This window comes from Streptomyces sp. NPDC033221, from assembly GCF_055577005.1.
Window position 1 is genome coordinate 100,785 of record NZ_JBVIQN010000027.1, and the last position, 22,684, is coordinate 123,468.

The 22,684-nt window shown below is 69.7% G+C and carries 22 protein-coding genes and 4 pseudogenes; 18 read left to right on the forward strand and 8 right to left on the reverse strand.

Annotation, left to right across the window (positions count from 1 at the left end; all coding sequences use genetic code 11):
• Window positions 1-67 precede the first annotated feature (67 nt).
• Window positions 68-823, reverse strand: coding sequence for a GAF and ANTAR domain-containing protein (locus tag ACZ53K_RS29690; protein ID WP_468842386.1), 756 nt, complete (start codon window positions 821-823; stop codon window positions 68-70).
• 578 nt (window positions 824-1,401) lie between these two features.
• Between ACZ53K_RS29690 and ACZ53K_RS29695 the strand changes: the two genes are divergently transcribed.
• Window positions 1,402-1,551 (forward strand): hypothetical protein, encoded by a 150-nt coding sequence (locus ACZ53K_RS29695; RefSeq protein ID WP_468842389.1) that lies wholly within the window; start codon window positions 1,402-1,404, stop codon window positions 1,549-1,551.
• Window positions 1,552-1,647: 96 nt separating this feature from the next.
• Here the strand turns inward: ACZ53K_RS29695 and ACZ53K_RS29700 are convergent, their stop codons facing one another.
• Together ACZ53K_RS29700 and ACZ53K_RS29705 are read right to left on the reverse strand one after the other, a co-directional pair.
• Window positions 1,648-2,103, reverse strand: a complete 456-nt coding sequence (locus tag ACZ53K_RS29700; protein ID WP_468842392.1) for a MarR family winged helix-turn-helix transcriptional regulator — start codon at window positions 2,101-2,103, stop codon at window positions 1,648-1,650.
• Window positions 2,103-3,071, reverse strand: coding sequence for an AraC family transcriptional regulator (locus ACZ53K_RS29705; RefSeq protein ID WP_468842395.1), 969 nt, complete (start codon window positions 3,069-3,071; stop codon window positions 2,103-2,105). The genes ACZ53K_RS29700 and ACZ53K_RS29705 overlap by 1 nt, the downstream gene beginning before the upstream one ends.
• A 185-nt stretch (window positions 3,072-3,256) precedes the next feature.
• Between ACZ53K_RS29705 and ACZ53K_RS29710 the strand changes: the two genes are divergently transcribed.
• The 8 genes and pseudogenes from ACZ53K_RS29710 to ACZ53K_RS29745 all read left to right on the forward strand — a co-directional run bounded on the left by ACZ53K_RS29710 (window position 3,257) and on the right by ACZ53K_RS29745 (window position 10,195).
• The gene (locus ACZ53K_RS29710; protein WP_468842398.1) at window positions 3,257-3,847 is read left to right on the forward strand and encodes a non-oxidative hydroxyarylic acid decarboxylases subunit B; all 591 of its coding nucleotides are present in this window, start codon (window positions 3,257-3,259) and stop codon (window positions 3,845-3,847) included.
• A gap of 41 nt (window positions 3,848-3,888) precedes the next feature.
• Window positions 3,889-5,313 carry a non-oxidative hydroxyarylic acid decarboxylases subunit C gene (locus ACZ53K_RS29715; protein ID WP_468842401.1) on the forward strand — a complete coding sequence of 475 codons (1,425 nt, stop codon included), beginning with the start codon at window positions 3,889-3,891 and terminating at the stop codon, window positions 5,311-5,313.
• A 54-nt stretch (window positions 5,314-5,367) separates the two neighbouring features.
• Complete coding sequence (locus tag ACZ53K_RS29720) at window positions 5,368-5,622, forward strand: non-oxidative hydroxyarylic acid decarboxylases subunit D (RefSeq protein WP_468842404.1); 255 nt, start codon at window positions 5,368-5,370, stop codon at window positions 5,620-5,622.
• A gap of 86 nt (window positions 5,623-5,708) precedes the next feature.
• Window positions 5,709-6,266 (forward strand): quercetin 2,3-dioxygenase, encoded by a 558-nt coding sequence (locus ACZ53K_RS29725; RefSeq protein ID WP_468842407.1) that lies wholly within the window; start codon window positions 5,709-5,711, stop codon window positions 6,264-6,266.
• Entirely contained in the window at window positions 6,251-7,150 is a 900-nt protein-coding gene (locus ACZ53K_RS29730) for an alpha/beta hydrolase fold domain-containing protein (protein WP_468842410.1), read from the forward strand. Before ACZ53K_RS29725 ends, ACZ53K_RS29730 begins: the two co-directional genes overlap by 16 nt.
• A 251-nt stretch (window positions 7,151-7,401) precedes the next feature.
• Window positions 7,402-7,682 (forward strand): annotated as a pseudogene (locus ACZ53K_RS29735) (MerR family transcriptional regulator).
• A 74-nt stretch (window positions 7,683-7,756) separates the two neighbouring features.
• A pseudogene (locus ACZ53K_RS29740) lies at window positions 7,757-9,036 on the forward strand (IS701 family transposase).
• Window positions 9,037-9,357: 321 nt separating this feature from the next.
• Window positions 9,358-10,195 (forward strand): annotated as a pseudogene (locus ACZ53K_RS29745) (IS5 family transposase).
• 51 nt (window positions 10,196-10,246) lie between these two features.
• Here the strand turns inward: ACZ53K_RS29745 and ACZ53K_RS29750 are convergent.
• Window positions 10,247-10,672: a hypothetical protein gene (locus tag ACZ53K_RS29750; protein ID WP_468842413.1), complete on the reverse strand. Its 426-nt coding sequence runs from the start codon at window positions 10,670-10,672 to the stop codon at window positions 10,247-10,249.
• Between the two features lie 208 nt (window positions 10,673-10,880).
• Here ACZ53K_RS29750 and ACZ53K_RS29755 point away from each other — a divergent pair, with 208 nt between their 5' ends.
• Entirely contained in the window at window positions 10,881-11,879 is a 999-nt protein-coding gene (locus tag ACZ53K_RS29755) for an alpha/beta fold hydrolase (RefSeq protein ID WP_468842416.1), read from the forward strand.
• Window positions 11,880-12,401: 522 nt separating this feature from the next.
• Here ACZ53K_RS29755 and ACZ53K_RS29760 read toward each other — a convergent pair.
• Together ACZ53K_RS29760 and ACZ53K_RS29765 are read right to left on the reverse strand one after the other, a co-directional pair.
• Window positions 12,402-12,827, reverse strand: coding sequence for a tautomerase family protein (locus ACZ53K_RS29760; protein WP_468842419.1), 426 nt, complete (start codon window positions 12,825-12,827; stop codon window positions 12,402-12,404).
• A 33-nt stretch (window positions 12,828-12,860) separates the two neighbouring features.
• Window positions 12,861-13,574: an SDR family oxidoreductase gene (locus ACZ53K_RS29765; protein ID WP_468842421.1), complete on the reverse strand. Its 714-nt coding sequence runs from the start codon at window positions 13,572-13,574 to the stop codon at window positions 12,861-12,863.
• A gap of 79 nt (window positions 13,575-13,653) precedes the next feature.
• Here ACZ53K_RS29765 and ACZ53K_RS29770 point away from each other — a divergent pair, with 79 nt between their 5' ends.
• The 5 genes from ACZ53K_RS29770 (at window position 13,654) to ACZ53K_RS29790 (ending at window position 17,851) form a co-directional block, all read left to right on the forward strand.
• Complete coding sequence (locus ACZ53K_RS29770; protein ID WP_468842470.1) at window positions 13,654-14,136, forward strand: winged helix-turn-helix transcriptional regulator; 483 nt, start codon at window positions 13,654-13,656, stop codon at window positions 14,134-14,136.
• A gap of 112 nt (window positions 14,137-14,248) precedes the next feature.
• On the forward strand, window positions 14,249-15,103 hold the full coding sequence (locus tag ACZ53K_RS29775; protein WP_468842424.1) for an ABC transporter ATP-binding protein: 855 nt from the start codon (window positions 14,249-14,251) through the stop codon (window positions 15,101-15,103).
• Window positions 15,100-15,963: an ABC transporter permease gene (locus ACZ53K_RS29780; protein WP_468842426.1), complete on the forward strand. Its 864-nt coding sequence runs from the start codon at window positions 15,100-15,102 to the stop codon at window positions 15,961-15,963. Before ACZ53K_RS29775 ends, ACZ53K_RS29780 begins: the two co-directional genes overlap by 4 nt.
• A complete protein-coding gene (locus ACZ53K_RS29785; protein ID WP_468842429.1) occupies window positions 15,960-17,222 on the forward strand; it encodes a sensor histidine kinase in 1,263 nt (420 codons plus the stop codon). Before ACZ53K_RS29780 ends, ACZ53K_RS29785 begins: the two co-directional genes overlap by 4 nt.
• On the forward strand, window positions 17,219-17,851 hold the full coding sequence (locus ACZ53K_RS29790; protein ID WP_468842431.1) for a response regulator: 633 nt from the start codon (window positions 17,219-17,221) through the stop codon (window positions 17,849-17,851). Before ACZ53K_RS29785 ends, ACZ53K_RS29790 begins: the two co-directional genes overlap by 4 nt.
• Before the next feature lie 443 nt (window positions 17,852-18,294).
• Here ACZ53K_RS29790 and ACZ53K_RS29795 read toward each other — a convergent pair.
• Window positions 18,295-18,438, reverse strand: a pseudogene (locus ACZ53K_RS29795) (IS21-like element helper ATPase IstB); the annotation flags it as partial.
• 108 nt (window positions 18,439-18,546) lie between these two features.
• Between ACZ53K_RS29795 and ACZ53K_RS29800 the strand changes: the two are divergent.
• Window positions 18,547-19,302, forward strand: a complete 756-nt coding sequence (locus ACZ53K_RS29800; RefSeq protein WP_468842434.1) for an SDR family oxidoreductase — start codon at window positions 18,547-18,549, stop codon at window positions 19,300-19,302.
• A 211-nt stretch (window positions 19,303-19,513) separates the two neighbouring features.
• Here the strand turns inward: ACZ53K_RS29800 and ACZ53K_RS29805 are convergent, their stop codons facing one another.
• Window positions 19,514-19,912: a nuclear transport factor 2-like protein gene (locus ACZ53K_RS29805; protein WP_468842436.1), complete on the reverse strand. Its 399-nt coding sequence runs from the start codon at window positions 19,910-19,912 to the stop codon at window positions 19,514-19,516.
• 883 nt (window positions 19,913-20,795) lie between these two features.
• Here ACZ53K_RS29805 and ACZ53K_RS29810 point away from each other — a divergent pair.
• A complete protein-coding gene (locus ACZ53K_RS29810) occupies window positions 20,796-21,062 on the forward strand; it encodes a transposase (protein WP_468842438.1) in 267 nt (88 codons plus the stop codon).
• 110 nt (window positions 21,063-21,172) lie between these two features.
• Window positions 21,173-22,450 carry a transposase gene (locus ACZ53K_RS29815; RefSeq protein WP_468842440.1) on the forward strand — a complete coding sequence of 426 codons (1,278 nt, stop codon included), beginning with the start codon at window positions 21,173-21,175 and terminating at the stop codon, window positions 22,448-22,450.
• Window positions 22,451-22,684 lie beyond the last annotated feature (234 nt).

Below are 22,684 nucleotides of genomic sequence, written 5' to 3' on the forward strand. Positions count from 1 at the left end.
TCCGGTGTGATCGCGGGAAAGCGGGCTTGAGCTGGTGCTGACCGTTCCCGGGGCAGCGGGCGGGCCCCTACGCGGGTGGTGCGGTGAACTGTTCGGGATCGGCCTCGCCGATGATGACCTGGTGGGAGAGGTCGGTCAGCAGGATCTGGTGGTGGCGGGCGCGGGAGCGCAGCCGGGTGAAGGCTTCGTCGGGGGTCAGGCCGAGGTGTGCGGCGAGCATGCCTTTGGCCTGTTCGATGACCACGCGGGTGCCCAGGGCGCCTTCGAGCTGTTCGTTGATGAGGGTCTGGTCGCGGATGGCGCGGTATTGCAGGATGCCGATGGTCGCGGCGTCGGCCAGAGCCTGAGCCAGGCGCAGGTCCGGCCCGGCCAGGGCCTGGGGGCGGGTGCGGAAGAGGTTGAGTGCGCCGATGGTGGACTCGCGCAGGCGCAGGGGCACTGCGGCCGCCGCCCGGAAGCCGCGTTCGCTGGCCCATTCGGTGAAGCGGGGCCAGTGCTCCTCGGCCTGGTGGGTGTCGAGAGAAGTGTCAGGGATGGGGGTACCGGTGTGGATGCAGTCGCGGCAGGGGCCCTCCTGCCATTCGATCTGCGCCAGCTCCAGACGCCGGGTTTGTTCGTCGGAGGCGGTGGCGTCGACCATGCGGCCCTGGGTGTTCAGCAGGATGACCCCGGCCGCGTCCACCGGCAGCAGACTGGTGGTGCGTTCGGTCAGGGTATGCAGGAAGTCCATCACGTCGAACTCGGCGACCAGAGTGTCGGCCAGTTCGACGAACACGGAAGTGATCTCCTCTTCACGGGAGACCTGCTCTCGCTTGGCGGGCATAACACTCCCTCCCGACCCTTCATTCGGGGATGAGGGGCGATTGCGCCGGGCGGGGGCACCGTCCAGCGACGGCCCGGTACGGGGTCGTACCATCAGCCTGGCACCGGCACGGGCCGCCACCAACCTCTGGGCTCCGCTTTCGGCGGCGATGCGCACGCAGGCCGGGTCCGTCGCGGGCTGCACTGCCCGGCGGCCGCCGCGACGGCTGCAATCACCGGCCTCTCTCGTCTAGCGTGCAGAAGCCCGCGTACGCACCTCACCTGGCCCCGTCCACGTGCACTGGCACGGACGCACGACCTACACAATCCAGCAATGTATCGATTGCGTCCAGCGGCAGAACGTGATCCACCACGTCGGCATCCACAGCGACCTGCGGCTCCCCGCCCCTCGATGCAACGTCTCGCTGACCCAACCAAGACCGCAGGCAGCTTAGAGCTGACATCTGCAAAGTCAACCTGTACCAGACACCAGTACTTCGCCCGCCACTTCCACGAGCAGCACACGGAACTGCTCGGCGTGCTCACCCCGGACGTCTTCGAGCCGTTCTCCCCCACATCAGCACCCCGACGCAGAACCACGTGTACGACGAGGCCGCGCAGACGGCCATGGTGGGGCCGCCGCCGGTGGCCATGGTGCACAAGATCCAGGAGGAGCTGGACCTGATGATCGTCGGCGCACCGCCGGAACGCACGATCGGCCTCGGCATCTGGTCATCGCGCCTTCGGTGACGACGGGCTCCGGTACGCGTGACGACGCGGGCCGGAGCCCCGCGCGTACGCGCACACGCGGCCGGCTCACCGCGTGCGAGGCCGGGATGTCGTCCCTCACGGCAGCGGCGTCGCCGCGTCGGTGTCGGGAGCCGCGGGGCCCCAGGGGCGTTCGAGGATCCGGCGGAGCGTGGTGAGGGAGGACGGGCCCAGGCGTCGGCCGAGTTCGTCCTCCAGGCGGGCGATGAGGGTGCGGGCGAGGCGGTGCACGCGCCGGCCTTCGGCGGTCATGACGATGGTGCGGCGGCGGGCGGAGGCGGGGTCCGGGATCTGTTCCAGCAGGCCCATGCCGATGAGGGCGTGGACGGCCTGGTGGGCGCTTTGCCGGGCGACGTTCATCCGGCGGGCCAGGTCCGAGACGGTGGTGCCGTCGGGTGGCATGTGGGCGAAGACGTTCTGCTGGCCCAGGGTGATGGGCCGTTCGCCGGCGTCCGCCATGGCGGCGGCGAGCGCGGTGTCGAACCAGTGCTTGCCGTCGGCGAGGAGCTGGGGAAGGTTGCGGTCGGGGGTCATCAGACGTCCTCGCTGGTGTCGTCGGCTGTCGGCCGGTCGCCGGCGCAGTGGCGGGAGGCGGGTACGGTGCCGGCGGCCCGGGCGCGGAAGGCGGTGGGCGTGGTGCCGGTACGGCGGCGGAAGAAGGCGCTGAATGCGGTGGCGTGGTGGAAGCCGACGCGTTCTCCGATGACGGCGGGGGGCAGGGCGGTGTGGGCGAGGAGACGTTTGGCCTCCAGCAGGACGCGGTCGTCGATGAAGCGCTTGGCTCCGCAGCCGACGGCCGCCCGGGTGGCGCGGGTGAGGGTGCGCACGCTGTAGCCGAGCCGGGCGGCGTAGTCCTCGGCGCGGTGGGTGTGGGGGAAGTTCTCCTCGACGGCCTGCCGGAAGCGGCGGAATGGCTCGTCGCCGCGACCGTCGGGCGGTGGGGAGCCGTCCGGGTGGGCGAGGTGGAGCAGCAGGGCGGACAGGAGGCTGCGCATGGCTTCGATGTGGGCCTCCAGCGGCAGCATGGCCACATCGCCGTAGCCCTCTTCGAGCGCCCTGCGGACGTGGCCGAGGGCGGGTGCCCGACGGGCGGAGGGCCGCAGCAGGCAGCGACGGGTGTGGTCGTCCGCGCCGGTGACGGAGACCGTGGCGGGGCTGAGGAAGCCGGACGGGAAGAGGATCGCGGTGCCCTCGGCCTGGGACAAGGGCGTGAGGAACTGCAGAACCTGTCCGGGCCGTACCCACAGCCAGCTGCCGGGGGTGACGTCGACGGTGCTGAAGTCGACGGAGCAGCGCAGGACTCCGGTGGTGACGGTCAGCAGCTCGTGGAAGGCCGGGCGCCGGGGCCGGTAGGGGTCGAAGCCGTGGCCGCGCGCCCGTGCGGCGAGGCGGGGGAAGTCGAGCACCTCCACGCCGGGCGGTGAGCCGGCAGTGGGGCGGTAGGGGACGGCCGTGATGCCGTCGGCCGCTCCGCTGTCCCCTGTGTGTCCGTTTCTCTTCATGGCGTGTCCTAAGTGTAGGGGATGGCCTTCCTGTCGCCGCCTTAGCGTTGGGGTGCGAGCAGGTGGCGATGACGCGCCGGAACAGCGAGCCGCCGGAGAAGCGGCGCTCCCGGATCCGTTGCCGCTCGGCGACCGAAAAGCATCAGTGAGGGCCGGTGGTCCGGTCCGTGTGAAGGAGGGCTGCCGTGCGGCTGATCATCGGGATGACGGGAGCGACCGGCGCGGTGTTCGGCGTCCGGCTGCTGGAGAACCTCCAGCGGCTGCCGGAGGTCGAGACGCATCTGATCTGCTCACGCTGGGCCCGGTCGACCATCGAGCTGGAGACGGGACGCTCGGCGCGGGAGGCCGCCGCCCTGGCCGACCACGTCCACGCGCCTGAGGACCAGGGCGCGCCGATCGCCTCGGGGTCGTTCCGCGTCGACGGCATGGTCATCGTGCCGTGCTCGATGAAGACGCTGGCCGGGATCCGTACCGGTTACGCCGACGGCCTGGTGGCCCGGGCCGCCGACGTGGTGCTCAAGGAACGGCGCCGGCTGGTGCTGGTGCCGCGGGAGACGCCGCTGAGCGAGATCCACCTGGAGAACATGCTGGCGCTGGCCCGGATGGGCGTCCAGATCGTCCCGCCCATGCCCGCCTTCTACAACCATCCCGAGAGCGTCGACGACATCGTCGACCACATCACCGCCCGGGTCCTGGACCAGTTCGGCCTCCCGGCGCCCGCCGCCCGGCGCTGGCAGGGCATGCGCGAGGCCCGCCGGGAACGGCCCGCCGCATAGGACCCCCGCGCGTTCGACAGCAACCCGAAGGAGCCTTATTCATGGCCTATGACGACCTGCGCAGTTTCCTCGACGCCCTGGAGCGGGAAGGCCAGTTGCTGCGCGTCACCGACGAGGTGATGCCCGAACCCGACCTGGCCGCGGCCGCCAACGCCGCCCCCCGCCTGGGCGACGCGGCCCCGGCGCTGTACTTCGACAACGTCACCGGCTTCACCGACGCCCGCATCGCCCTGAACGTCCACGGCTCCTGGGCCAACCACGCCCTGGCCCTGGGCCTGCCCAAGGACACCCCCGTCAAGCGGCAGGTGGAGGAGTTCATCCGCCGCTGGAACGACTTCCCTGTCGCCCCCGAGTGGCGCGAGGACCCGCCGTGGGCCGAGAACACCATGGACGGCGACGAAGTCGACATCTTCCGGGTGCTGCCCCTGTTCCGCCTCAACGACGGTGACGGCGGCTTCTACATCGACAAGGCCGCGGTCGTCTCCAAGGATCCCGAGGACCCGGAGCACAGCGGCAAGCAGAACGTCGGCATCTACCGCATCGAGGTCAAGGGCAGCCGCGAGCTGGCCCTCCAGCCGGTGCCCATGCACGACATCGCCCAGCACCTGCACAAGGCGGAGCAGGCCGGGGAGGACCTGCCCGTCGCCATCACCCTGGGCAACGACCCGGTGATCTCCATCGTGGCGTCCACCCCGATGAAGTACGACGAGAACGAGTACGAACTCGCCGGCGCCCTGCGCGGTGCCCCCGCCCCCGTCGCACCGGCCCCCCTGACGGGGCTGCCCGTCCCGTGGGGCGCCGAAGTGGTGATCGAGGGCGTCATCGAGGGCCGCAAGCGCGAGATCGAGGGACCCTTCGGGGAGTTCACCGGCCACTACTCCGGCGGCCGCAGCATGCCCGTCATCCGCGTCGACAAGATCTCCTACCGCACCCGGCCGGTTTTCGAGCACCTCTACCTCGGCATGCCCTGGACCGAGGTCGACTACCTGATAGCCGCCAACACCTGCGTACCGCTGTACCAGCAGCTCAAGGACGAGTTCCCCGAGGTGCGGGCGGTCAACGCCATGTACACCCACGGCCTCGTCGTCATCGTCTCCACCGCCAAACGCTACGGCGGCTTCGCCAAGGCCGTCGGCCTGCGCGTCCTGACCACGCCCCACGGCCTCGGGTACGCCACCACCGTCATCGTCGTCGACGAGGACGTCGACCCCTTCAACCTGCCCCAGGTCATGTGGGCGCTGTCGACCAAGATGAACCCCTCCGGGGACCTGATCCGCATCCCCAACCTCTCGGTGCTCGAACTCGCGCCGCAGGCACAGCACCCCGGCATCACCGACAAGCTCGTCATCGACGCCACCACCCCCGTCGCCCCCGACCACCGCGGCAACTACGGCAACCCGGTCCGCGACCTGCCCGAGGCCGCCGCCTGGCTGGACCGCCTCCAGCGACTCGCCGACCACCGCTGACCCGGGACCGCCGCCCGCTCCGGCCGTCCCGGCCCCGACCGCACAAGGAGCCTCATGTCCGACAAGACGCCCGGGAAGACCGTTTGCCCCCGCTGCGCCTACCCCGCGATCACGCGACTGTTCACCTCCCCCGTCCCCGGGGTGTGGGACGTCCTCCAGTGCGAGCAGTGCCTGTACTGCTGGCGCACCAGCGAACCGGCACGCCGCACGTCCCGCGCCGCCTACCCCGACGATTTCAAGCTGACCGCCGAGGACATCCGCGATGCCCCGGAGGTGCCCGCCGCACCGCCGCTGCGCGACGCGCGTTAGCCATCTCACGGCATCAGAGACGAGTCCCCCCCTTGTGTCAGGTAGCCTGACATAAGACTTTCAGTGGCTTCAGCAAGGAGAGAGCCTTGACCATCGAGTACGCCACCCGCTACCGGCGCGCCTCCCGCATACCCGCGGAACCGGGCCAGCCCTACTTCATCGAGAAGGGCGAGGGGGACCGCGCCCACCTGTTCGGCGACCTGATCACCATCTACGCCGGCGGCGAGCAGACCGAGAACACCTTCAACTTCTTCACCGTCGAAGGCCCCAAGGGCGACATCATCCCGGCCCACCTGCACACCGACACCCACGAGGTCTTCTACATCACCGCCGGCGCCGTCCGGCTGTTCGTCGAGGACACCGAGGGCAACCAGCAGGAGAAGCTGCTCACCCCGGGCGACTTCGGCTTCGTGCCCAAGAACTGCCGGCACGCCTACCGCATGGAGCGCCACCACAGCCAGGTCGTCGGCGTCGCCGCCGGCCCCGGCGGCACCTTCGAGCGGTTCTTCGAGAACTTCGGCGCGCCCGCCGAGCAGCTCGGCCTGCCCGCCAAGCCGGTCATCCCGGAACCTCACAAGTTCGCCGGCGTTCCTGAGCAGTACGACGTGCGCTTCCTGCCCGACCACCAGTGGCGGACCCGGTGACGGCGGCCGGGCCCCTGGTGCGGGAACTGATCGCCGCGCCGCACCCCGACCGCGCTGCCCTGCCACCGGCCGATGAAAGGGAGCCCGGCGTCCGTCAGCTGCGCGGCGTGCCCTACCACGTGGCGGAAGGCAGCCGCCCACTGGAACTGGACCTGTGGTTGCCGAAAGACGACCCGGCAGAGCCCGTTCCGCTGGTGCTGTTCGTCCACGGCGGCTCCTGGCGCCGGGGGCGGCGCGATGACATGGGCCTGCGCACCCGCACCTGGGATCCAGGACCGTTTGCGCGCATCGCGGCTGCGGGCTGCGCCGTCGCCAGCGTCGACTACCGGCTCAGCGGCGAGGCCACCTTCCCCGCCCCGCTCGACGATCTGAACGCCGCACTGCGCTGGCTCACCCTGCGCTCCGCGGAACTCGGCATCGACACCCGGCGGACGGTGGCGTGGGGAGAATCCGCCGGCGGACACCTCGCCGCGCTCCTCGCCCTGACCCACACCACCCCGTCCCTGGCCGGCGCCGTGATCTGGTACGCACCCAGCGACCTGACCACCGCACGCGGCTGCTTCACCCCCGACGACCCCACCACTCCAGAAGCACTCCTGCTCGGCGCGGCCCCGGCCACCGTCCCCGAGCATGCCCGCGCAGCCAGCCCCCTCGCCCAAGCCCACCCGGGCGCACCGCCGTTCCTCCTCGTCCACGGAAACGAGGACACCCTGGTGAGCTGCTCACACAGCCAGTCCCTCGCCGCCGCACTGGAAAAAGCCGGGGCGCCGGTCGAACTGTGGACGGTCGCGGGCGCCGACCACGGCTGGCACCGGCTGCCCGACGCCCAGGTCGAGGAGATCTTCACCCACTCCCTGGCCTTCGCCCACCGCCTCATGACCTAACGGACAGGTGGTCCCCGGTCACGCATCCACGACCCCCGCACGCCTCACCTCCCCTGACGGGCAGTGGCCTGCGGATACAGGGAGCCGGTCGAGCACTCGGCCGGTAGATGGTGTTGAAGTCCCCTCGGGGCCCTGGTGCCGTACGGCACCAGGGCCCCTCGACGTGTGAAACACAAGAGGTGAAAGTGACAGAAGAAAACCCCCGCAGCCCCGCCGGCCCTCTCGAAGACGACGACTACCCCGCGTACACCATGGGCCGTGCCGCAGCGATGCTCGACACCACCCCCGCCTTCCTGCGCGCCCTCGGCGAACACCGCCTGACCACCCCGCTGCGCTCCGAAGGCGGCCACCGCCGCTACTCCCGCTACCAACTACGCACGCCACCCGCGCCCGCGAACTCGCCGACCAGGGCACCCCGACAGAGGCCGCCTGCCGCATCATCATCCTCGAAGACCAGCTCGAAGAAGCCCAGCGCATCAACGAACAACTGCGCCACCCCGTCAGCCGGCCCGAGCCCAAGACCGGCGCTTGACCCTCCCGGCTGGTCTTCTGAGTAGGACTCCGTTAGGTCTTCTCCTTCTCGCTGTTCGGGAGCATGTTGGGTGTGTGGACAGGCGGCATGTCGATGAGAGGCGTGCCGAGTTGGCGGAGTTCGCGGCCGATGTGTTCGCGTCGGTCCCGCGGCGGGACCAGCGTGCGAAGGGGGACTGCTATCTGCGCGGCCTGATGCTGGGGGGCGGCGCAAGTCGATTCAGGCGATGGCTGGCCGGTCCGCGGACGGCAACGAGCAGCACCTGCAGCAGTTCGTCAACCAGTCCACCTGGGACCCTCTGCCGGTCAGGCGGCGGATCGCCGAACGCATGACGGCGCTGATCAGCCCCGAAGCGTGGGTGATCGACGAGGTGTCCTTCCCCAAGGACGGAGGGATGTCGGTCGGAGTGATCCGCCAGTACTGTGGCGCCCTGGGCAAGCGGGCCAACTGCCAGGTCGCGGTGAGCGTGCACGCCACGACCGCGACGGCCTCCTGTCCGCTGCAGTGGCGCCTGTTCCTTCCCGCGGAGTGGGCCGACGATCGCGAACGCCGCACCGTGTGCCGGGTGCCGACCGATGTCGAGCACCGGGAGAAGTGGCTGCTGGCACTGGACATCCTGGATGAACTCGCCGCCTGGGGCATCCCGCCACTGGTCGTGCTCGCCGATGCTGCGTACGGGACCAACGCCGCCTCCCGCACCGCGCTCACCGATCGTGACCTAGACTATGTGCTGTCCATCGGCTCCGGGGTCACGGCCCGCACCTTCGCAGCGGTCCCCGAGGCACCCGCCCGCAAGGGTGCCAACGGCTGCTGGCCCCAGCCCCGCTACCGCCAGCCCCCGCCGACCGTGGCCGCGCACGCCGCCGGCCCGGGGCGCCGCGGCTTCAGCGAGGTCACCTGGCGCCAGGGCTCCCGCGGCCCGATGCGCTCGCACTTTGCGGCCTTGCGGGTCCGCCCGGCCGGCACCTCCATCATCCGGCCGCCCCGGACCCGAGCCTCGGCCGAACAAGGCTGATGGGACGGCATCCTGCCCGACCTGTGGTTACTGGCCGAGTGGCCGGCCCGAGCGGAGGCGCCCACCGAATACTGGTTCTCGAACCTTCCCGGCGAAACCGGGCTGGAGGACCTGGTGCACGGAGCGAAGCTGCGCTGGCGCATCGAGCACGACCACCGCGAACTCAAGCACGGCCTGGGACTCGACCACTTCGAGGGACGTTCCTGGCCGGGCTGGCACCACCACGCCACCCTCGTCACCGCCGCCCACGCCTTCCTCACCGAACAGCAGCTCGCCCCAAAAGTGCCCATACCGGCCTCACCCTCTACCGCGTCCTTGACCTCCCCCAGGACGCGCTGAGGTGCTGGACCGGTATCTGCGCCACCTGCCAGCGCCCGCTACCCCTCCCCCACCAGCGGCAAGCAGCAAGATCCCCCGAGACCTAACGGAGTCCTACTAAGAGGGTGTTTGGTCTGACAGTGCGAGCGAATGGGCTGCCTGTTCGTCACTACTTCCGTGAATGCCGAGTCGTGTAGTGCGCCGCTCGGCTGAAGAGACCCCTGAGCCGCCCCAAATGCCGGTCTCATGCATCTCAGCCTGTCTCATCCTGCGATGTCCCCGGGGCTGCCGACCCACCCGGACGGTCTGGTCGCCGCCCGGCGGCCGCGGTACGCCTACACCATGACACCGCGACCGCCTTATCCCACCGACCTCTCGGACGAACGCTGGGCGCTGATCGGCCCGACGCTGGAGAACTGGCGGGCCGCACGCCACCGCCGCGCGCTGCACATCGCCCCGCCGCCCTGCACGACCTGCGTGAAATCCTCAACGCCCTGCTCTACCTGGACCGCACCGGCGCTCAACGGCGCTATCTGCCCCACGACTTCCCGCCCTGGCAGACAGTCTATGGCTACTTCGCGCTCTGGCAGACCGACGGTGTCATCGACCGCCTGCACGGCCTGCTGCACCGCCTGGCCCGCGAGGCCGACGGCCGCGACGGCCAGCCCAGCGCCGGCGCGATCGACACCCAGAGCGTGAAGACCTCCGCCAACGTGCCCCTGAGCGGCCAGGGCACGGACGTCGGCAAGCGGATCGCCGGCCGCAAGCGTGGCGCCATCACCGACACGACCGGCCTTCCGCTGGCCCTCCTCGTGCTGGCCGCCGATGCCTCCGACAGCGCAATCGGCCTGCGCCTGCTCGACACCGCCCACGACCGCTTTCCCCGGCTGCGCACGCTCTGGGCCGACAGCGCCTTTCGCGCCACCTGCATCGAGCACGCCGCCCGGCTCGGCATCGCCGTGGAAGTGGTCCGACGCACTCCGGGCAGCCGGGGCTTCGCGCCGCTGCCCCGCCGCTGGACCATCGAGCGCACCTTCGGCTGGCTCATGATGTTCCGCCGGCTCGCCCGCGACTACGAGACCCTGCCCGCCCGCTCCACCGCCCTCATTCAACTCCGGATGAACGACTTGATGGCCGCCGCCTCACCGGCGAGTCCACCCCTACCTGGCGAGGCACCTAGAGCATCACAAAGCTCGTAAACCGGGATGAAACATCAGAATGAAGCACCCACTTAGTCGCTCCCGCCCCGTTCCCCGAAGGCCAGCCGTGAGTGGCACAGTCCCTGGCCGTCGGTGCAGCAGGCACGGCCCTCCTGCACATCGAGCGCGCCCACACGGGACACGGCACCTGGCAGCAGGCACACACCTGGATCAAGAGCGCCATCGCTACCGACGTCAGTGCCGCCGACACCACCGGCCTCTACCTGGGCGCCCCCGCTGTCGCCCTCATGCTCAACTGCGCCGTCACCACCGATTCGGCCCTCTACCACGACGCCCTGGCCGCAGTGGACCAACACGTCACCGCGCTCGCCCACCGTCGCGTCGACGCCAGCCAAGTCCGCATGGCCGACGGCCGCCGACCCGCCTTCCACGGGTACGACATCTTTCACGGCCTGACGGGAATTGGGGCCGACGCCGTGAATACGGAATCCGGCCATGCCGACACCAGGCAGCGCGGTTACCCGCGACGGTCGCGCGGTTTCCCAGGCAGCGATGGGGTCTGCCCTCCGGCGAACTGGTCGCACGCCTTGACTCTACGGCTCGGCGGCTGGATCAACCACGCGCTTGGCGCGGACATTTCTCCAAGACGCGCCGCGCCGGCCGCGGGGAGGGTGATGGCGTCACGAACCGAGCGATGGAGGCGTCATGGACGAGACGACCACCCCGCACGACCAACGTACCCACAGCCGCGCGGACGCGGCGCCGAGCGCTCCGCGCGGACGACGGGTGTGGAGTCGGCGGCGGATCATGCTGCTGGCCGCCGGCGTGCTGGCCGTCCCCCTTGCGGGCAACACGGTGTCCGTGCTCACGGAGACCACCGAAGCCTCCGGCGCACAGATCGTGCGCCTTCCCGGCGGGGACATCCACGTCATGCAGGACGGGCCGCCCGGCGCACCCACGGTGGTGCTCCTGCACGGCCTGGCCGGCTCAACAACATGGTGGGACCCCGTGCTGCCGGCCTTGCGGGACCGGCATGTGGTGCGGGTGGACCTGCTCGGACACGGCCACTCAGCTAAACCGGCCGACGGCTACGGCATCGCGGAGCAGGCACGCCGGGTTGGGGCCGTACTCGACCGGCTCAGGGTGCGCCACGCGACCGTGGTGGGGCATTCCACCGGCGGCGCCGTCGCCACGTCACTGGCCGAACAGCGCCACGGCCTGGTGTCCGGCATCGCGCTGATCGACACCGGCCCGCGGGCAAACGCATACCTCGGCGACAGCTTCACCGCCCGCCTCATGACCACACCGGTCATAGGGGAGGTGCTCTGGCGACTGCGCAGCGTCAGCACGATCCGCGACGCGCTGAGCACCGCGTTCACCCGGAAAGTGCCAATCCCCGACCGGATCATCGCCGATGTCCGGGGCATGACCTACCGCAGCCTCACCGCGACCAGCGAGGCGTCCGACGCGTTCCTGAAGCAACAGCCTGTCCCCGACCGGCTCGCCCGCCTTGGCCTGCCGACCCTGGTGATCTTCGGCTCCCAGGACCGGCGATGGCAACCGTCCTCCGCCCAGGACTACCGTCGAGTCCCCCACGCCCGCATCGAGATCCTCGACGGTGTCGGCCACACACCCATGTTCGAGGACCCCGACACCACCGGAGCCCTCCTGCATGGCTTCGCCCTCGCAACCGCGCCACGCTGACCCGGCATCACCACTCATCCAGGAGGCCAACCGGAATACATCAGAAACATGCCGTAGCAGCATCTGAACGCATCAGCTTCGTCGGCGGGCTGCCGGGCCGCGTGAGGCGGCGTGCTAGGCAACCGCGTCGACACCGGGGCGTGCGTACCGTTCCAGGGAGCGGACGGAGGCGTGGCGGGCGGGCGAGCAGCATCGGCATGGACGTGCCGTTCTCCGCGTCGTGCGTCAGCGCACTGTGCCTTAGTAGTGCGGTTTCGCACCCGGGCCTGTTCAGGTGGGCGGTAGTGACCGGCTCGCGGGCGGCCTCAGGTACGGGCACACCAAGGCCCGCAGGCCGCGGGCGTAAGCGGCCATGGTGTCGTCGGCCTTCAGGGCCCGCCGCGCCGGCCGCGCTCGCGGCCGGCATGGTGGGCACCAGGGAATTCTCCCGGTTCGCGCTCGGCCTCGGCTGGATGAGGGCGCGCACCGGCGTCCCGATGGCACTGCGGCTTGTTTGTTCCGGGCGTGGTCCCGGCGGCGCGATCAGTAGGAGGACGCCGAGTTGTTCTCGGCCCAGAGCTTCTCGGCGTCGGAGCCTGCCGGGGGCGGCACGAGCCCGTTGATCATCCAGAGGTCATCGCTGGTCTCGTCGATGTGGAACTCCCAGTGCAGCCCTGCGGTCCGTTCGAGATGGGGCTGCAGCATGCCCCTGATCCATTGGGCGGTCCGGCGCCGGCTCCGCTGGTCGGGGTTGCGGCGGGCGATGTGGTCGATGGTGATGCGGACCCCGGCCGGGGCGGGCTCGCCGCCGACGTAGAAATCCTCGGGCCGGGTCTCGCGGAAGAGCGTGACCACGTAGAACCTGGGCAAGCCGACCTGTTCGTAGTGGTCAGCGATGTGGGAGGCGAGTCGGTGCTTCTGCGCATCGGTGAAGGTTCCGGGTGTGTGGTGAATGGTCCACAGCGGCATGGCGGTTACTCCTCGAAATGTCGGGACGGGGCGTCAACGGGCGGCCGAGAACGCCAGGCGTTCCACGGGGCCGGACAGTGCCGCCTTGGCGGCGGCCGAGGCATCGTCCGCGAGCACCTCCGTGGCCTCGGCCTCCAGGCCGTCGACGATCCGCGCGGCCACCTCGGCCGGCGTCGCCTTCGGCAGTTCGAAGGCGGAGGTCATCCCGGTGTCGATGAACCCTGCGTGGACACCGACGACCTGGGTGTTCTGGTGCCCCAATTCGAGCCGGAGCGAGTTCGTGACGGACCACGCCGCCGCCTTGGACGCGCCGTAGGCGCCGCTGCCGGCCAGCCAGGACAGCACGGAGTGCATGTTCACCAGTGCGCCCCCGCCGTTCGCGGCCAGGATCGGTGCGAACGCTCGTGCCACCCGCAGCAGCCCGAAGACGTTGATGTCGAACGTCGCGGTGACGCGTTCGAAGTCACCCGTGAGCAGTGGAGCCGGCAGCAGGACTCCAGCGTTGTTGAACACGATCTCGGCATCGGCGGCGGCCTCCGTGAGGGCGGCGGCCGACGCCGCCGAGCGGACCTCCAGTTCGGCGGTAACCACCTCCGGGCGGTTGTCGGTGTACGGCGAGCGCGCGGTCGCGTACACCTTTCGCGCCCCGCGTGCCAGCACCTCGTCCACCAGCGCCGCGCCGAGCCCCCGCCGGCCCCCGGTCACCACAACCACCCTGCCTGCTACTGCAACCACAGCATCTCCCACCTGGATAACGAGGTCGTTAGCGAGATGGAAGCACGTCCTGCTGGATAACGCAATCGTTAGTTACAATGGCGGGGTGGTGATGAACTTCGAGGAGCGGCTGCACGACCGGGACGCGTGGTCGGTCGGTGACGGATGCTCGGCGGGGCGGGTGCTGGACCTGCTCAGCACCAAGACGGTGTTCCTGGTGGTACGCGAATGCTTCTACGGCACCACCAGGTTCGAGGACTTCGTGGAGCGGATCGGGGCCTCGGCACCCGCGGTGTCACGCGCACTCAAACAGCTCAAGGCCGCGCAGATCGTCGCGCCCGTTCGCTACCGGGAACCGGGGAGCCGGGCCCGCGACGAGTACCGGCTGACCGAGGCCGGCGAGGACCTGCTGCCGGTGTTCCTGTCGCTGATGCAATGGGGCGACAAGTACCTACAGGACGACCGCCCGCCCCTGACGTTCGTCGAGGCCGACACCGGCCGTCCGGTACGGGTTGGCGTAACCGCCGACCCGGCGCCGGAGGCAGCGTCCGACGACATCGAGATCCGGCTGAACCCCGCCTGGCGGCGCAGCTGAACCGGGCCGCCCGGCGACCAGACCGATCCCCGCCCGCTGTCCACCGATCGGTGGACACAGGACCGCCCCCTTGGTTGTACTACCGCGCCTTCGCAGCTGGAAATCTGGAGGCATGGGAGAAACAGCAATACGGGCGCGGGGCTTGTGCAAGAAGTACGGTGACCACGTCGCCGTCAACCACCTCGACCTTGACATCCGACGGGGCGAGATCTTCGGCATTCTCGGGCCGAACGGTGCGGGCAAGAGCACCACCGTGGAGATCCTGGAAGGCCACCGCAGCCGCGACCGCGGTGAGGTGGAGGTGCTCGGAGAGGACCCGGGGCGCGCCTCGCGGCGGTGGAAGTCCCGTATCGGGATCGTCTGGCAGAACGAGGTCGTCACCGGCGAGCTGACGGTCGCCGAAACCGTACGGCACTACGCCCGGTACTTCCCCGACCCGCGCGACCACGAAGAGATCATCCACCTCGTCGGGCTCTCCGACAAGGCAGGCGCCCGGGTCAGTGGGCTCTCCGGAGGCCAGCGACGCCGCGTGGACGTGGCCGTCGGTGTCATCGGCCGCCCCGAGCTGCTGTTCCTGGACGAGCCGACCACCGGATTCGACCCGGCGGCCCGGCGGCAGTTCTGGCACCTGATCCGGTCGCTCGCCAACGACGGCACGACCATCGTGCTCACCTCCCACTACCTCGACGAAGTCGAGGCTCTCACCGACCGGCTGGCCGTCGTCGTCAAGGGCAAGGTCGTCGCCGAGGGCGACCCCGCCACCCTCGGCGGGCGCGCCCGCGCACGGGCAACCGTGTCCTGGCTCGCCCCGGAGGGGCCGAGGGAGTGCCACACGGACACGCCCACCAGCGTCATCCACGAGCTTGCGGCGCAGTTCACCGGCGAGGTCCCGGAGCTGGCGGTCAGCCGCCCCACTCTCGAAGACATGTACCTCGGCCTCATCAAGGAGCAGGAGGCAGCGGCATGACCCAGACTCTCGTGGGCGACCCGGCAGCCAACCGGCCACACCCCGTCGGCGGGGGCGGCAAGCTGCCTGGCGCCTTCCGGCTCGGGCTGCTCCGCGGCGGCCTGGAGCTCAAGCAGTTCTTCCGGGCCAAGGATGCGGTCGCGTTCACCTTCGCCCTGCCGGTCGTCATGATGGCGATGTTCGCCTCGATCTTCCACGACAAGATCCAGGGCGCAGGGATCACCGTCTCGCAGCTGTACGTCGCCGCGATGCTCGGCGCAGGTCTGATGTCGACCAGCTTCCAGTCCATCGGTATCGGCATCGCCACTGAACGGGACGAGGGCAACCTGCGCAGGCTGCGAGCCATGCCCATGCCGCGCAGCTCGTACTTCCTCGGCAAGCTGTGGCTAGTCCTGGTGACCGGTGTGGCGGAAACCACACTGCTGCTCGCCGTCGGCGTCGCCGTTTTCGACCTGGAGCTGCCCACGGCACCGGGCAAATGGCTTACCTTCAGCTGGGTGCTGCTCCTGGGCCTGATCGCCTGCGCGCTGCTGGGCATCGCGATGAGCAGCGTGCCGCGCGACGCGAAGAGCGCCACACCGATCCTGATCCTGCCCTTCCTCATCCTCCAGTTCATCTCCGGCGTCTACATCTCCATCAACAGCATGTCCGGCTGGATGCTCAAGGCCGGCTCGTTCTTCCCGCTGAAGTGGATGTGCCAGGGATTCCGCGCGGTCTTCCTGCCCGACCAGGCGAAGGTGCTGGAGCAGGCGGGAGACTGGGAGCTCGGCCGGGTCGCCCTCGTCTTGGGCGCTTGGTGCATCGGAGGATTGGTACTTTGCCTGACAACGTTCCGCTGGAAGAGCCGGCGCCACGGATGACCGTGCCCTCAGCGGCCCCACAGCCAGGCGTCCGCGCCCCACACGCGTGGCAGCAGAACGCCTGGATGTGGGACATTCACTTCGCGGTGGCGCTGCTGGCGGCGGAACTCTTCGTCGCCTTCTCGCACGGACCGGAGCCGTGGATCTCGCTGCTGGACGCCTGGCTGCTGCTGTCCGCCCCGCTGTACGTGGCCGTCGGGCGGCCCGCCCTCCTCCACGACCCGGAGAACTCCCCGCGCGCCCTCGCCTTCAGTACCGGGATGGCCGTGCTCTACACGCCCGCAGCGATCGTCGCTCAGGAGGCGTCCGTCGCCATGGTCGCCCTGGCACCGCTGTCTTACCTACTGCTGTCCCGCTTCCGGGCGATGACCTTCCTGCTGGTGTACAACTTCGCCCCGGCCCTCGGCTGGGCGGCCCTATGGTGGGACGAGCCGGGGCACTTCCTGCGCACCATGCTGATCGCCGCCGCCGTCGCCGGGTCCTCGCTGACCATCGGCGGGTGGGTGGAGACCATCGCCGCGCAGAGCTCCGAGCGCGCGAACCTGGTCCGCCGGCTCGAGGACAGCCGAGACGAAGTGGCCCGGCTCTCCGTCGCGCACGGCGCCTTGCTGGAGCGTGAGCGGCTCGCCCGCGAGATCCACGACACTCTCGCCCAGGGCTTCACCAGCCTCGTGATGCTCTGCCAGGCGCTGGAGGGCGAGCCGGACCACACCACCGAACGGGCCCGCCGCTATATCGATCTGATGCAACGGACCGCCCGTGAGAACCTCACCGAGTCCCGCTCCCTGGTCGCCTCCCTCACCCCTGCTCAGCTGGACAACAACTCCCTGGACGAGGCCGTAAGCCGCCTCGGCGAGCGACTGGCCGAGGAACTGGGTATCACCGTGGACATCCGGGTCACCGGCACTCCGCGCACCCTGCCACCCGCCGTCGAAGTGGTGGCCCTGCGCGCCTCTCAGGAGGCCCTGTCCAACGTCCGCAAGCACGCCGACGCCTCACACGTCGAGCTTGCCCTGACCTACACCCCCACCAGCCTGGAGCTCACGGTGCGGGACAACGGGCGCGGCTTCTCACCCACCGCCTCGGCCACGGGCTACGGCCTGCCCGGCATGCGCGCCCGGGTCATGGAGATCGGCGGTACGACACAGCTGACCAGCGCTCCCGGCGAGGGAACCCGGCTCAGCGTACGGCTGACCGCGGCGCCCTGTCCCGACAACGCCCACGTCTGTCCCGCACCGTTCCAGGAGACCAACCGATGATCCGCATCCTGCTCGTTGACGACCATCCTGTGGTGCGGGAGGGACTGCGCGGCATGCTCGACGTCCAGCCCGACCTGGAGGTGGTCGGCAGCGCGTCGTCGGGTCCCGAGGGCGTCGCGCTGTGTGCGCGCTTGAAGCCCGACCTCGTGCTGATGGACCTGAAGATGCCCGGCGGCGACGGCGTGGAGGCCACCCGGCAGATCCTCGCCGAGGACTCCGGCACCCGCGTCGTGGTGCTCACCACGTACGAGACGGACCGCGACATCCTACGCGCCGTCGAAGCAGGAGCCGCCGGTTACCTTCTCAAGGACGCCTCCAGCCGCGACCTCGCCGACTCCGCCCGAGCCGCTGTACGGGGCGAGACCGTGCTCGCCCCCACAGTGGCGGCGGCGCTCGTTTCGAAGCTGCGCGGTGGCGAGCCGGAGCGGCCGCAGCTGTCACAGCGGGAGCTGGAGGTCCTGCGGCTGGTGTCCGAGGGATGTACCAACTCCGAGGTCGGCCGCCGCCTGTTCATCGGCGAGAGCACCGTCAAGACCCATCTGATGAGAAGCTTCGGCAAACTTGGAGTCTCCGACCGTACCGCCGCGGTCGCCCGTGCGATGCAGCTCCGGCTGCTGCCGACGGAGTGACCGGGCGGCGGGCGCTCACGCCCCCGCGCCCGCCGCCCGGCTGCTGGCCTCCCGCCTCGGCCTCGCCAGTCCCCGGGCTTGAGCTTCAGCCGCGGCACACGGTGGGCGGGCCCGAAGACGCGTAGCGTCGATGGGAGCCGGGTGCCGCCGCGCTGCAGCCGGTCAGGCTGCCCGGCCTCTTCAGGAAGAAGCGTCGTCGAGCCTCCGCAGGTCGGCTCGGACAGCCGCGAGCATGCGCTGGTTGTTGGCTGCTCATGCGCTGCGCGTCCAGGTGGGGGCTGCCGCAGCGGCGTTCGTGGCCAAAACCCGGATGCCGGATTCCCGGTGGCCGGGAACATCTGCTCGGCCCTGTGCCGCATGAGAGCCTGCCTGACCGGTTTCGTATCCACGTGGCCCACCGCCCCTGATCTCTCCAGTGGGCCCTGCGGCGTGCATGCGCGGGGTCAGCCGTATTCGAGGGCCTTCGGGGCCTGTTGTCGGGTGCTGGCGAGGCGGTAGGGGTCGGTGCCGGTATCGGTGGTGTCGCCGCCGAAGGTGAGGCGGCCGACGATGGCAGCGCACAGTCGCGGATCGGTGAAGGTCTTGGTCGGTGGCACCGCCGTTCGCCACCAGGAAGGCGCGGTGGAATAGGGCCACTCGTCGGTGGGTTGCTGGATATTGATCACGTATATGCGCTGCACCGACAAGGAATCGCCATGAGTCAGTTGCCTCTTGATGCTGAAACCCGCCACGACGGGCGCCTCGAAGGGCGCACGGTCGTACTGATCGGCGGTGGTTCGGGCATCGGGCTGCGGGTCGCGCATCGTGCGGCCGCAGCCGGTGCTCACGTCGTCCTGGGAGGTCGCACGCCCGCGCGCCTGGCCGCCGCGGCGGAGCGGGTGGGTGACTCGGCGACCTGGCGGACCGTGGACGTCACAGACGGCGCCTCGCTCGCGGCGTTCTTCGCGGAACTCGACCGCGTGGACCACCTGTTCACCTCCGCTGCCTCCTACCAGGTGGGCCCGATGCTGGAGCTGAGCGACGAGGCGGCGGCGAGCCCGTTCACCTCCAAGTTCTGGGGGCAGTACCACGCCGTGCGACGTGCCGCGCCCAAGCTGTCGGCGGATGGCTCCGTGGTGCTGATGTCCGGTGCCGCGGGCGCCCGGCCCCCGGCGCCCGCACCCGCCTATGCCGCGTGCAACGCGGCGATCGAAGGACTCGGGCGAGGGCTGGCCCTCGAACTCGCACCGGTCCGCGTCAACGTCGTCTCGCCCGGCACCATCGACGGCAACCTCTGGGCGCAGCGTCCGGCCGCAGACCGTGAAGGCGCCTTCGCGCAGTACCGCAGGGACACGGTCCTGCACCGGCTGGGCACCGAGGACGACATCGCCCACGCTGTGATGTTCCTCTTCACCAATGGCTTCACGACCGGTTCCACCCTTTATCCCGACGGCGGCTACACCCTGCGGTGATTCCATCCGCGGGCCGGCGGATCGCGCCCCGGGCGTTCCGGCCTCGCGTTCCTCCGGCTTGGCCGCCACGATCTCTTCTCCGAACCAAGAAAGGGGTCTTCGTTCGGTGGAGCTGAGAACTGCGGGAACAGTGCGGATCGGGCCGAGGTGGGTCCTCCGGACCCGTCGAGGGCCGTGTTCCGCGCCCGGCAAGAAGCGAAGCCCGCCGTGGTCACATCACGGCGTCGGTCTGAAGCGGGCCCGCGGTGATGCAGAGTGTGCGGACGCGGACCGGCGCTTCCTGGTCGAGATAGAAGATGTGCATGAACGGGGCGCGCACCACCTGGTCCGGCGCGCTCTTCTTGGCCATGGTGGCCTCGCCGCGCAGCAGGCGGACGCCGTCGCCCGCGGTCCAGTACTCCGGCACCTCGTGGGTGATGTTCAATGGCTCGTCGAGCTTGACGAAGAACGCCTTGATGGCCTCCACGCCGTGGATGCGCTCGGTGCCGAAGAACATGTCGGTGTCCTCGGTCAGCGGCGCGAAACCCTCACCGAACTCCAGGCTGTCGATGGCGTCCATGAACTTCAGGACCCAGGCGGGAGCGGCCGTCACGTGTGCGGTCCCTGCCATCGTGTTGGTGTCCTGATCAGGCTGCTGCGGGCAGGGAGGCGAGGAAGGCGTTGATCCCTTCGGGGTTCTCGCGAGCGGCGAGGTGCGTGGTGTGCTTGGCCCGGTTTGCCGGCGAACCCGCAGATCGGATAGGTAGCGATTTCGGGTTCGACTTCCCTGGGCCTGGCCCCGTATGTAAGCCACATCCACCTCCGTACGAGGGGGGCGTGCTGCACGGGACGGGAACAAAAAACCGCTCCCGACCTGTTTTCGCAGGTCAGGGGCGGTTCTCTTCGAGCGGTAGCGGTGGGATTGAACCCGTCAGGATGACGCTTCTCACCTGCGGTTTTCTAGAAAGTCGGACAGAACCCACTGATTCGATCCAGCTGAGTCCTCCTCGATCCCACTCGAACCGGAACTGTGCTGCACGTGCAGCACACCCGCCACAGCCCGCGTCTGGAGGCTTCGCGAACTACGGGGCTGCGCCCTTTCGCCGAGACCACGCCTGCCGTCGTCAGTTCGCTCGCGGTGCTGCGCCGCGTTTCTGGCGGTAGTTGGGAGCCTGAGATCTACACCAAGTGGTCACAGTGAGTAATGGGTGAGGGTCGGTTCTCGGCTAGGAGGGGTGGGATCGGTGGCTTTAAATGGATGAACCGGAATACGTCCTTTGGCGCGGGGGCCTCGCGGAGGATGTTGCCCTCTGGTTCTCTCTCCGAGGAGCCCTGTTCCTGTCGGCGGCCCTGGTGACCTGCTCACCGAACCGTGCCCATTCCGAGCTTCCGTGCCCTCTGGTCTAGGCGCAATGCCGTGACTCTGTTGGCGATCTTGTGCATGGGCTGACAGGTCGTCTGTCCGGCGGTTCGCTGGAGCGAGGCGGGGTGGGTTCTCGGGGAGAGGGTTGGGGATGTCGTTGCGGGCCAGGAGTTACCAGCAGATCCCGACGCGGACGGTACTGACGGCATGGGCGGCGTGCCCGAAGGGCACTCCGGCGATGCTGATGCGGGATCGGCTGGATGTGGTGTTCGTCGACGAGGAATTCGCGGAGCTGTATCCGAGGGATGGGCGGCCGGGCTTGTCGCCCGGGCAGTTGGCGCTGGTGTCGGTGCTGCAGTTCGCGGAGAACCTGTCGGACCGCACGGCCGCGAACGCGGTCCGCACCAGGATCGACTGAAAGTACGCCCTGGGCCTCGAACTGGACGATCCCGGCTTCGATCACTCGGTGCTGTGCGAGTTCCGGGCGCGACTTGCCCAAGTGACGCAGCGGACCGGCTGCTGCAGGTGATGCTGCACCGGCTGACCGAGGCGGGACTGCTCAAAGCCGGTGGCCGACAGCGCACCGACGCGACCCACGTGCTCGCTGCGGTGCGCACGCTCAGCCGGCTAGAACTGGCCGGCGAGAGCCTGCGGGCTGCCCTGGAAGAGCTCGCTCAAGCGGACCCGGACTGGCTGCTGCCGCTGGTCGAGCCGGAGTGGGACAAGCGTTACGGGCGCAAGGTGGAGCTCGGCAAGATTCCCGGTGGGAAGGTCGGGGTCGTCGCCCTGGCCGAGGCTTTCGGCCGGGACGGACAGAAGATCCTCACCGCCGCGTGGGCGGCCGACACCCCGCCCCGGCTCCGGACGCTGACGCAAGTGGAGATCCTGCGCCGGGTCTGGCTGCACCACTACTATTGGGATGCCCGCGGGCATCTGCGCTGGCGCGACGGTCACACGCTGCCGCCCGCCTCCCTGCGGTTCGACTCCCCGTATGACACCGATGCACACTACTGCGTCAAGCGGGACACAGCCTGGTCCGGCTACCGCACCCACTTCACCGAGACGTGTACCTCAGAACTGCCGGAGGTGGTCGTGCACGCGGCCACCACGATCGCCCCGGTCCAGGACAGCGGACTCACCGCCCAGATCCACGACGATCTCGCGGCGATCGACCTGGCCCCGGCCGAACACGCGGTCGACGCCGCCTACGTCAGCCCCACGCAGATCGAACGCGCCCAGCGGATGCACGGCATCACCCTGCTCGGCCCGGTCGTGCCCGACTACAGCCACCAGGCCAAAAGCGGGGCCGGGTTCGATAAGGCCGCCTTCACGATCGGCTGGGAAGACCGTCAAGCCACCTGCCCTCAGGGCAACCCCAGCCGGGAATGGCGGCCCCTGCGTATCAGCGGCCACGACTACATCCAGGTCAAGTTCGACAAAGCCACCTGCCAGGCCTGCCCCGTCCGCCCACAGTGCACCGACGCGGTCAGCGCTCCGCGCTCACTTGCGCTGCTGCCCACCCGCGAACTGCACGAGATCCAGCAGCGCAACCGTCTCGATCAGCACACCAAGACCTGGCAGCGCCGGTACGCGATCCGTGCCGGCATCGAAGCCACCCTCTCCCAGAACGTCCGCGCCTGCGGTCTGCGACGCACCCGCTACCGCGGCCTGCCAAAGACCCACGTCCAGCACATCCTGACCGCACTGGCCTGCAACGTCACCCGCGTCGCCGACTGGATCGCCGACCCAGTTCGCCCCCGGCGGGCACCCAGCCACTTCCACGCCCTCTGCATCGCCCCCAACTGACCCCGACAAGATCGCCAACAGAGTCATGCCGTTGCGTTATGTGTGTGGTGGTCTTGGTGTGTGGATGGCGATGGTTTCGGTCGGGGCCTGGGTGGGCTGGGGCCAGTGGTGGTGTTCGGCGCGTTTGAGCCGGTAGTTGGACACCTTGCGTTTGATGACGCGGGGCTGGCTGCGGGGCCGTCGCGGCGGCAGCAAGCGGGCCAGGAGGTCGTCACGGAGGTGTCCGAGTGCGGT